The sequence below is a fragment of the Blattabacterium sp. (Blattella germanica) str. Bge genome (genome assembly GCF_000022605.2).
Taxonomy (GTDB): Bacteria; Bacteroidota; Bacteroidia; order Flavobacteriales; family Blattabacteriaceae; genus Blattabacterium.
Genome location: NC_013454.1, coordinates 121,372 through 132,879, shown reverse-complemented (window position 1 = coordinate 132,879; position 11,508 = coordinate 121,372). Strand labels below are relative to the sequence as shown.

At 27.1% G+C, this 11,508-nt stretch carries 9 protein-coding genes; 7 read left to right on the top strand and 2 right to left on the bottom strand.

Annotated elements, in window-relative coordinates; genetic code table 11:
• Positions 1-6: 6 nt before the first annotated feature.
• Positions 7-990 (bottom strand): D-alanine--D-alanine ligase, encoded by a 984-nt coding sequence (locus tag BLBBGE_RS00625; protein WP_012840672.1) that lies wholly within the window; start codon positions 988-990, stop codon positions 7-9.
• A gap of 61 nt (positions 991-1,051) precedes the next feature.
• On the opposite strand from BLBBGE_RS00625, the gene BLBBGE_RS00620 reads away from it, so the two are divergent.
• A complete protein-coding gene (locus BLBBGE_RS00620; RefSeq protein ID WP_012840671.1) occupies positions 1,052-1,945 on the top strand; it encodes a PASTA domain-containing protein in 894 nt (297 codons plus the stop codon).
• Complete coding sequence (locus tag BLBBGE_RS00615) at positions 1,946-2,974, top strand: RluA family pseudouridine synthase (RefSeq protein ID WP_012840670.1); 1,029 nt, start codon at positions 1,946-1,948, stop codon at positions 2,972-2,974. It begins immediately after the preceding gene.
• Here the strand turns inward: BLBBGE_RS00615 and mgtE are convergent.
• Positions 2,966-4,312, bottom strand: coding sequence for a magnesium transporter (mgtE, locus tag BLBBGE_RS00610; RefSeq protein ID WP_012840669.1), 1,347 nt, complete (start codon positions 4,310-4,312; stop codon positions 2,966-2,968). The genes BLBBGE_RS00615 and mgtE overlap by 9 nt on opposite strands.
• Before the next feature lie 136 nt (positions 4,313-4,448).
• Between mgtE and leuS the strand changes: the two genes are divergently transcribed.
• The 5 genes from leuS (at position 4,449) to asnS (ending at position 11,498) form a co-directional block, all read left to right on the top strand.
• Positions 4,449-7,223, top strand: a complete 2,775-nt coding sequence (gene leuS, locus BLBBGE_RS00605; RefSeq protein WP_012840668.1) for a leucine--tRNA ligase — start codon at positions 4,449-4,451, stop codon at positions 7,221-7,223.
• Positions 7,224-7,343: 120 nt separating this feature from the next.
• Entirely contained in the window at positions 7,344-8,774 is a 1,431-nt protein-coding gene (locus tag BLBBGE_RS00600) for a Glu/Leu/Phe/Val dehydrogenase (RefSeq protein WP_012840667.1), read from the top strand.
• 42 nt (positions 8,775-8,816) lie between these two features.
• Entirely contained in the window at positions 8,817-9,533 is a 717-nt protein-coding gene (pyrH, locus tag BLBBGE_RS00595) for a UMP kinase (RefSeq protein ID WP_041936673.1), read from the top strand.
• Positions 9,534-9,537: 4 nt separating this feature from the next.
• Positions 9,538-10,092: a ribosome recycling factor gene (frr, locus tag BLBBGE_RS00590; protein WP_012840665.1), complete on the top strand. Its 555-nt coding sequence runs from the start codon at positions 9,538-9,540 to the stop codon at positions 10,090-10,092.
• Complete coding sequence (gene asnS, locus BLBBGE_RS00585; RefSeq protein ID WP_012840664.1) at positions 10,092-11,498, top strand: asparagine--tRNA ligase; 1,407 nt, start codon at positions 10,092-10,094, stop codon at positions 11,496-11,498. The genes frr and asnS overlap by 1 nt, the downstream gene beginning before the upstream one ends.
• Positions 11,499-11,508: the final 10 nt, after the last annotated feature.

The following is an 11,508-nucleotide window of genomic DNA, read 5'->3' as shown; positions in this document are numbered from 1 at the left end:
TTGTAATTATTTTTTTGCTTTTTCAATAGAATAATTGATGCAATTTTTAAAAAAATATGACAAAGAGATCCCTGCTGTTTTCAATTGTTTTGGAAAAATACTTTCTTCCGAAAGACCTGGTACTGTATTGATCTCCAAAAAATAAGGTTCTCCATTGACAATTATATACTCAGACCTAGATATCCCTGATAAATTTAAATAATTATATACTTTTTTTGCAATTTCTTGTATTTTATTTTGAATACTTGGAAGCAATTTTGCTGGGGTTATTTCTTGAGATTTTCCAGAATATTTAGATTCAAAATCAAAAAAATCGTTTTGACTAATTATTTCTGTTATAGGTAAAACAAAAATTTTATTTTTAAACGAAAAAACCCCTACTGACACTTCTCTTCCTTCAAGAAAGGATTCTATAATAATTTCTTCATCCTCTTTGAAAGCTTTTTTTACTGCATTGAATAAATCTGTCTCTTCATAAACTTTGCTGATCCCTAAACTAGAACCAGATCTATTAGGTTTCACAAAACAAGGAAGTCCTACTTTTTTTAAAATTTTTTCCTTACAAAAAATTTGATTTTTATTTAAAAAAATAGATACAGCTGTATTAATCCCAAAATGTCTTAATAAAGTTAAACAATATTTTTTGTTAAAAGTCATATTAGCATGATGAAAATTACATCCTGTATAGGGTATTCTTAACAATTCGAAATAAGCTTGTAATAGACCATCTTCTCCTGGAGTCCCATGAATAGCATTAAAAACACAATCAAACTGTATCCGTTTACTTCCTATATCGACCGAAAAATCATATTTATCAACAGTATATTCTTTATTTTGTTCATCTTTCATAAACCATTTTTCTTCGAAAATATAGACTTTATAAGGTTCAAATTCTTCTCTACATAAGTTTTCATAAACTACTTTTCCGCTTTGTAGTGAAATAGCAGACTCTTTTGTATATCCACCCATAATAACAGCTATTTTTTTCATGACTAATCTTTATTTTTAGAAATATAGAAATGATTTTTTATATTTAAAGAAACATTTTTTCATGAATGATTCAAAGTATTTTGTAATATTCATTATTAATTTATTAATTGCCATATTTTTTTTATACAAGATCACTCATTTTGCATTAAAATGGGCTGATATTTACACAAAACATGGATCGTATGTGGTAGTTCCTAATTTGCGTTATTTGACTTTATCTCAATCTATATCTATTCTGAAAAAATTAGGATTAAAATATGATATAGATACATCGCATTATGATCCTAATTTGAGGAATAATCAAATTATTTCTTTTTCCCCAGAAGCTGGAGATCATGTTAAAGAAGGAAGACATATATATCTGAAAGTTAATTATAAATCACAATATAATACGACTATTTTACCTAATATCATAAATAAAAATAAATCCATTGCAATAAAATTGCTTCATGCTAATCAGATCCCCGTTAAAGAAATTAGGTACATTAATGATCAGACTAAAGATACAGTTTTAAAAGTCTTTTATAAAAACAAATTAATTCAATCTGGATACATATTTCCTACTAACCAAGATGGAATCACTTTGATAATTGGAAAAGGATATGAAAACAATAATTTAGTAGTTCCAAATGTAATTGGAATGTCATTGTATGCTGCTACTTCAACTTTAAAAGAAAAATTATTTCGTTTTATTAATTTTTACTATGATCATCCAATAATAGATCCTGATAAAAATGCAAAAGTATATCGTCAGAAACCTTCTCCTGGAGAAATTCAGGATAAAAATAAATCTATTGAATTGTGGTTAACTTCAAAAGAATTATTGGATGATTTAATAGAAGAAAAAGAAATAGACAAAAAAATAGAAGAAAAAGAAATAGACAAAAAAATAGAAGAAAAAGAGATAGACAAAAAAACAAAAACAGAAAAAAAAGAAATTATACCGACAAATTGAATGAACAAATCTACATATAAAAATCAAATTAAAATTATTACAAATAAAAATCAAAAAGAAATTCGTATTGACAAATTTTTGAAAAATTATATACAAAATATAAGTAGAAATCAAATCCAAAAATGGACAACTTCAGGAAAAATTTTAGTCAACAAAAACATTGTAAAAAAAAATTATAAAATAAAGCCTTTGGATTTTGTTGAAATAGAAATTTCCATACCTAGTGTTCTAGATCACTTAGAATATAAAAATATTACTGCAGAAAAAATCAATCTAGATATTCTTTATGAAGATGAAGATGTCCTTGTAGTCAATAAACCTGCAGGAATGGTAGTCCATCCTGGTTTTGGAAATGAAACAGGAACATTAATTCATGGCATTAAATATCATTTAACAAATTCAAATTTGAATAATTTCAACCTCTATAGATGTGGATTAGTTCATAGATTAGATAAAGATACATCAGGTTTATTGGTTTTTGCGAAAAATGAATATTCTCAAAAGCATTTGTTTCAACAATTTTATTCTAGAACGATTCAAAGAAAATACATAGCTTTAATATGGGGTAATTTGATTGAAGAAAAAGGAACTATAACTGGTTTTATTGGAAGAGATCCTAAAAATAGGAAAAAAATGACAATTCTTAAACAAGAAAATCAAGAATTCAATAAAGGAAAGTTTTCTGTGACACATTACAAAGTATTAGAAAGATTTAAATATTTAACATATGTTTCTTGCAATATAAAAACAGGAAAAACACATCAAATAAGAGCTCATTTCAAACATTTAGGACATCCATTATTTCATGATTCCATTTATGGTGGAAATAGAATTTTTATGAAAAAAAAATGCTCAAATCAAAACATAGAATTTCTAAACACCTGTTTAAAAATTTTGCAAAGACAAGCATTACATGCTATTTCTCTTTCTTTTATTCATCCTAGAAATGGAAAATGTCATTTCTTATGTCCAATTCCAGAAGATTTTAAAACAGTTCTGGAAAATTGTAGAAATATGTTTTTACAATAAAGTTCCACGTAAAAGAATATAAGACATAGAAAAATATATAATCAATCCAATCACATCTACTAATGTAGCAACAAAAGGTGCAGAAGAACTTGCGGGATCTCCTCTAAATTTTTTGATGATAAAAGGTAACATAGAACCACTCAACGTTCCCCATAAAACGACTCCAATCAAAGAAAAAAAAACAGTTAATCCAACTAATATCCAATGAGGTCCATAATTAAATAAATTCATATTATGCCAAGCAATTACACGTATAAAACCAGTTAAACCTAAAATACTACCTAAAAAAAAACCACAAATAATTTCTCTTCGCATAACTATCCACCAATCTTTTATTTTCACTTCTCCCAAAGCCATTGCTTGAATAATTAAACTTGCAGCTTGAGAACCACTATTTCCTCCACTTGAAACAACCAAGGGAATAAACAATGCAAGAACTACTGCTTTTTCAAGAACACTTGAAAATTTTTGCATGACTGTTGTTGTTAACATTTCTCCTATAAATAACAAAATTAACCATCCGGCTCTTTTTTTGATCAATCGATATAGAGGTTCATTGAGATAAGATTGATTTAATGCTTCCATCCCACCTATTTTTTGAAGATCTTCTCTATAATTTTCATTTAAAATCCATAAAATATCGTCTACAGTTACTATTCCTAACAAAAAATTCTGATCATCAATAACTGGAAGTGAGACTCTATTATTTATAGAAAATATTTTGGAAGCTTCTTCTTCTGTATCTGTAAGATTTAAAACCGCAGTATATTGACTATTATTCATTAAATCGGATATTTTTGTATTCGGATCCGCCAGTAAAAATTCTCTAATTTTTACATCATCTATTAATTTTCCTTTTTGATCTACTATATATACAATTTCTATGACATCACTATTTTTTACTTCTTTTCGTATATAGTCCAAAACTTCTTGGACATTCCAAGTTTTTGGAATCGTAATATAATATGGAATCATAAAACGCCCTATACTGTTTTCTGGATACCCTAATGATACTAACGTTTTACATTTTTCTTCTGGATTTAAATATTTAATTAAATCTTTTAATAGATTTTTAGGAATTTTTTCTAAAAAAGAAAGACGATCGTTGACTGACAAGTTGTTCAGAACTTCCATCTTTTTCATTGAAGGTAACTCTTCTATAATTTTTTTTTTTATAGAAAAATCCAATCCGTTAAAAACGGAAATCGCTTTACATAGTTTTAGCAAACTAAATATTTTTATTACATCATTTGGATTATGATGAATAATTTTAATTAATCTGCTAATAGTTTGATTATTCAAATCATTGTTTAAATAATCTTGATGCTCATTAAACATTTTTTCTTTTTTTGTAGAAACTCTTTTTTGAATATTTATTTGAATATTTATTTGAATATTTATATGATGGATTCATTTCAGCGTAATAAAATTACGCAATCAATTTTTATATAAATAAATAAAGTTTAAAATAAAAATGGAATATAATTTTAAAGAAATAGAAAAACGTTGGCAAATATACTGGAAAAAACATAAGATTTTTCATACTCAGGAAAACAATAAACAGAAATACTATATTTTAAATATGTTTCCTTATCCTTCTGGAGAAGGACTTCATATAGGACATTGTTTAGGGTATATTGCTTCAGATATTTATGCAAGATATAAACGTGCAGAAGGATATAACGTTTTAAACCCTATAGGATTTGATTCTTTTGGATTACCAGCAGAACAATATGCAATTCAAACAGGAAAACATCCTTATGAGACTACTCGTAAAAATTCACAGAAGTATATCAAACAAATGAATAAAATAGGACTTTCTTTTGATTGGAATCGTAAATTATGTACTAGCGATCCAAATTATTATCGTTGGACTCAATGGATGTTTATTCAAATTTTTAATTCTTGGTATGACAAAAACTGTGAACAAGCTAAACCTATAAATCTTTTAATTCAAGAATTTAATAAAAACGGAAATTATTTTATTAATGCAAGTACTTCTTATAAGTGTCAATTTAATTCAAAGACATGGAGTAATTTAAGCATTTCTGAAAAAGAATCTATTCTTTTAGATTATCGTTTAGCTTTCTTATGCAACAATATAGTCAATTGGTGTCCAGATTTAGGAACTGTTTTAGCGAATGATGAAATAAAAAATGGAAAAAGTCAAAGAGGAGGATATCCGGTTTATAAAAAAAAAATGTTGCAATGGCACATAAGAATTAGTGCATATGCAGAAAGACTAATAACGGGATTAAATAGGATTGATTGTCCTCAATCCCTAAAAAAATTGCAATTGAATTGGATAGGAAAATCAATAGGAATTTCCATTTCATTAAAAATGATGTACCCCATTAATCAAATCAACGAAATTGAATTGTTTCTTTCTCGTCCAGAAATGATATTTGGAATCACTTTTATTATAATATCTACAGATCATCCACTTGCAGATCAAATAGGAGTTCATTTTCATAAAAAAAAATGTTTTAACATATCTTATGCAAGAATTTCTGTTTGTGAAAATCAAAAAAACATTTCGGGAATTTTTACAGGAAACTATGTTTTTCATCCATTCATTAAAAAAAAACAAATTCCTATTTACATCAGTAACTATTTTTCTGTAGATAATCATACAAAATCTACGATAGGAGTTCCTGGACATGAAGAAAAAAGCAAAAAATTTGCTCAAAAATTTGGATTAGAAATTCATAAAATTTATGAAGATGAAATCTGTATGAATTCTGATTTTTTAAATGGATTAAATAAAAAACAGGCCAGAGAAAAAATAATCGAAATACTAGTGGATGAAAAAAAAATAGGAAAGAAAAATACAAATTACAAAATACGTGATGCTATTTTTTCTAGACAAAGATATTGGGGAGAACCAATTCCTATTTATTTTAAAAACAAAATACCAAAAACAATTCCTATAGATCAATTACCTCTTCTTCTTCCAAAAATAGATAATTATCATCCTAAAAATGGAAAATCTTCATTAATTAGAGCAAAAAATTGGGCTTGGGATGAAAAAAATATGAAAATAGTACCAAATATATTGATTGATCATAAACATGTCTTTCCGTTGGAAACCAATACAATGCCAAGTTGGGCCGGATCTAGTTGGTATTTTCTTAGATACATGGATGTTCATAATCATCAATTTTTTATTGATCAAAGAAAAGAAAATTATTGGAAAAATGTTGATTTATATATTGGAGGATCTGAACATAGTACTGGACATTTAATTTATGCAAGATTTTGGAACAAATTTTTGAAAGATAGAAAATGGATTACAACTGAAGAACCTTTTCAAAAAATATTAAATCAAGGAATGATACTCAGTAATTCTGCTTCTATACTCAAAATTATAGGAAAAAACACTTTTGTATCTTATGGATTAAGAAATGAAGAAAATACATATCAAGAGGTATATGTAGATCTTTCCTTAATAAAGGAAAAGAATAATGAATTAGATATAAAAAAATTTAAAGAAAATAAACCAGAATTTCGTTCTTTTACTTTTTTATTGGAAGGAGAAATTTTTTTTTGTAAAAGAAAATTAGAAAAAATGTCTAAATCTAAATATAATGTTATAAATCCTGATGAAATCTGTGAGAAACATGGATCAGATATATTTAGAATTTATGAAATGTTTTTAGGTCCTATTACTCAATCCAAACCTTGGGACGATCAAAAAATAAATGGAGTCAAAAATTTTATAAACAAATTCTGGCGTTTATTTCATAAAAATGAAGAATTTGAAGTCAGCGAAATCGATCCAACATTTAAAGAATTACAAATTTTACATAGTCACATCAAAAAAATACAGGATAAGATGCAATCTTTTTCTTTCAATACATCTATTAGTTCATTTATGATCGTTATCAATGAATTAACTATGTTAAAATGCAATAAGAGAAAAATATTAGAACCTTTAGTTCAATTAATAGCACCATTTGCTCCTCATATAGCTGAGGAATTATGGTATAAATTAGGAAAAAATAAGTCTATTCTCCATTATCCAATTCCTGTTTTCAATTCAAAGTATCTAATGAAAGATCAAATAACATATCCGATTATGTTCAATGGAAAACTGAAATTTTCAGAAGAATTTGATTCTAATATTTCAATAAAAGAAATAAAAAATAAGATTTTAAATCATCCAAAAACAAAATTTTTTTTAAGAAAAAAAATTTTTAAGAAATTAATTATAGTTCCAAAAAAAGTAATAAATATTTTACATCATTAAAATTTTTTTTACTTAAAACTAAAATAGATATTACAAGTTTTGTATTAAAATTTGCACATAAAACGTAGATTTGTATTCGATAATATAGCATTCTGTATAAAAATGTGTAAAAACTTTTTTATGTCAAAAAACAACCGAAATAAAACTGGATCATATAGTTTTTTTAATTGTATTGAAAAAAATTTTGATAAAGCTGCACGATTTTTTTCTATTGAAAAAGGTCTTTTAGAACAAATTAAAGCTTGTAATGCTGTATATCGAATGCATTTTCCTGTGAAAATAGGAAAAGAAATTAAAGTTATTGAAGCTTATAGAGTTCAACATTCTCATCATAAACTTCCCTGCAAAGGGGGAATTAGATATAGCATAAAAGTTAATCAAGATGAAGTCATGACTTTAGCAGCTTTAATGACCTACAAATGTGCCATAGTAGATGTTCCTTTTGGTGGAGCTAAAGGCGGTATAAAAATTGATCCACAAACTATATCAGCAGATAATATAGAAAAAATAACTCGTCGTTATACTTCTGAATTGATTAAAAAAATTTTTATTGGTCCAGGAATAGATGTTCCTGCTCCTGATTATGGAACTGGAGAACGAGAAATGAGTTGGATTTTTGATACATTTCTATCTATTCGACCTGGGGAAGTCGATGCATTAGCTTGTGTTACAGGTAAACCTGTATCTCAAGGAGGAGTAAGAGGAAGAAAAGAAGCGACAGGATTAGGAGTTTTTTATGGGATTAGAGAATTATGTCGAATGAAAGAAGATATGTTATCTGTAGGTCTTGATGTTGGATTAGTTGGAAAAAAATTTATAATACAAGGGTTAGGAAACGTTGGTTATCATGCAGCTACTTTTTTTCACGAAGCAGGTGCAATTATTGTAGCTTTAGCTGAAAGAGAAGGGGCCATTTACAATAAAAAGGGATTAAATGTTTCCAAAGTTATTCTCCATTTGAAAAATACTGGATCTATATTAAATTTTCCAGAAGCAAAAAATATTGAAAATACAGAAGATGCTTTAGAATTAGAATGTGATATTTTAATACCTGCAGCATTAGAAAATGTAATTCATAAAAATAATGCAAATCGTATCAAGGCTAAAATTATTGGAGAAGCGGCCAATGGCCCTATCACTCCAGAAGCGGATGAAATATTGGAAAAAAAAGGAGTCATTATAGTTCCTGACATTTATTTAAATGCAGGAGGAGTCACTGTTTCCTATTTTGAATGGCTGAAAAATTTAAGTCACGTACGTTATGGACGCATGGAAAAAAGATTTAGTGAAAATATGAATGCAGAATTATTACAAGTAATTGAGAGTGTTTGCAACAAACAAATTTCAACAGAAGAAAAAAAAATTATATTGAGAGGACCAAGAGAAATAGACTTAGTTCGCAGTGGATTAGAAGATACAATGATTAGTGGTTTTCATAAAATTCGTGATCTCAAAAAATCATCAAAAATAGAAAACATGCGGACTGCTGCATTTGTACTTGCTATAAATAAAATTGTAGATTCTTATGAAAAATTAGGAATTTTTCCATAATATCCTTTTTCTGATGCTAAAAAATGAATAAATATCTTTTTCATGAAGTACAAAAGATCATTATTGAAATTAAGCGGAGAAGCTTTGATGGGAAACAACGAGTTTGGACTTCATTCTACTCGTCTTCAACAATATGCGGAAGAAGTAAAAAAAGTAGTCGATATGGGAGCTCAAGTAGCTATAGTCATTGGAGGAGGAAATATATTTAGAGGATTTTCTAGAATAAAGGAAAAGACTATAAATCGTATTGAAGGAGATTATATGGGAATGTTGGCTACCGTTATCAACGGAATAGCTTTTCAGTCGTATTTAGAAAATGTAGGAATATGTGCTTCCATTCAAACAGCTATTAGAATGGATCAAATAGCAGAACCTTTTAGAAAAGATAGGGCTATTCATCATCTTGAAAAAGGAAGAGTTGTGATATTTGTAGCAGGATTAGGAAATCCTTATTTTACGACAGATACAGCCGCTGTTTTACGCGCTATAGAAATTAAAGCAGATGTATTGATAAAAGGAACTAGAGTGGATGGAATTTATACCACAGATCCAGAAAAAGATAAATATGCTAAAAAACTTAAAAATATATCCTTTGATATGGTATATCAAATGGGAATCAAAGTTATGGATCAAACTGCATTTATTTTGGGAAATGAAAACAATTTACCGATTATTATTTTTGATATTAACAGAAAAGGAAATTTACAAAAAGTAATTTGTGGTGAAGAAATAGGAACTCTAGTTTCCAAAAAAAAATAAAATTATGGATGAATTAAACGATATTTTTTTTTCTTGTAAAAAAGATATGGAAAAAATTTTGAAACAACTAAAAGAAGAAATTCATCGTATACGATTAGGTAGCAAATCTGTAGCTTCCATTTTGGAAAAAATAAAAATAAAGTGTTATGGAAGTTCTTTCCTTCTTATAGAAGTAGCAAATATTACTGTTGTAGATAACATGAATATTACTATACATCCTTGGGATCGTTCCATTGTTTCATATATAGACAAAGCGATTATAGATGCAAATCTAGGTTTTATGCCCACCAACAAAGGAGAATCTATTCATATACATTTACCCATTATTACAGAAGAAGGTAGAAAAAATTTGATGAAAAAAATTAAATCACAAACAGAACACGCAAAAATACTTATAAGAAATGTGCGAAAAAAAAACAATCAACATATAAAAAAATTAAAAATATCTGAAGATTTTTCTAAATCGGGAGAAAATCGAATCCAAAAAATAACAAGTGAATATATACATCAAATAGATGATTTTTTCCTTTATAAAGAAAAAGAAATACTGAGAATATAATGATAAAAAAATATTCAATTAAAGAATTATTAGATAAAGGAAAATTTTTTATAAACAAAAAAGTATTGGTAGAAGGTTGGATTCGTTCTTTTCGTTATTCTATTTTTATCACTTTAAATGATGGATCTACAATTAGAAATCTACAAATTATTTTATCCAAAAAATTGGAAAAAGAAATTCAAAAAAAAATAACAATTGGAAGTTCAATTCAAGTAATAGGAATCATAACAGAAAGTATTGGAAAAAAACAATCTATAGAACTGCAGTCTTTAGAGATTACCATATATGGATCTGTAGATCCGTCTATTCTTCAAAAATCTATTTTGCAACCTAAAAGGCATAGTTTTGAAAAACTTCGTAAACAGGCTCATTTACGTTTTAGAACAAATATTTTCAGCTGTATTATGCGAATTCGTCATCATATGGCTTTTTGTATACATCAATATTTCCATGAAAATGGATTTTTTTACCTTCATACTCCAATAATTACGACTTCTAATTGTGAAGGAAGTGGAAAAATGTTTCAAATTACTACCATGGATTTAAAAGAAAATTCAATAGATTATACAAAAGATTTTTTTAAATGTAAAACTTATTTAAGTGTATCTGGACAATTAGAAGCAGAAACAGCTGCTTTAGGATTAGGAAAAGTGTATACATTTGGGCCTGTATTTCGTGCAGAAAATTCCAACACTTCACGGCATTTATCCGAATTTTGGATGATAGAACCAGAAATTGCTTTTTTTCATCTAGAAGAAAATATAAATTTAGCTGAAGATTTTTTAAAATTTATTATCAGAAACGTTCTTGATAAGAACATGGAAGATTTATTATTTTTAAATGAATTTTTAAAAAAATGGAGAAAAAAGGAAAAAGAACACCTTTTGGATAAATTAGAGCTTATATTAAAATTTTCATTCAAAAGAATCAGTTATACAGAAGCTGTAAAAATTCTTATTCAAGAAGAAAAAAAACAAAATATAAAATTTTTTCATCCAGTTGTTTGGGGAATGGATTTGCAATCGGAACATGAACAATATTTGGTCAATAAATATAAAATTCCTGTTATTGTATTCGATTATCCTTCTTGTATTAAAGCTTTTTATATGCGAATTAATAACGATGGAAAAACAGTTAGAGCTATGGATATTTTATTTCCAGAAATAGGAGAGGTAATTGGTGGTTCTCAAAGAGAAGAACGTTATGAAATATTATTACAACGCATAAAAGATACAAACACGGATAAAAACAAACTTTGGTGGTATTTAGATACACGTCGTTTTGGTTCTGTTCCTCACAGTGGATTTGGGTTAGGTTTTGATCGTTTAGTTCAGTTTATCACAGGAATGAATAATATTCGTGATGTAATTCCATTTCCAAGAACTCCAAATAATGCAGAGTTTTAAAACATATTTA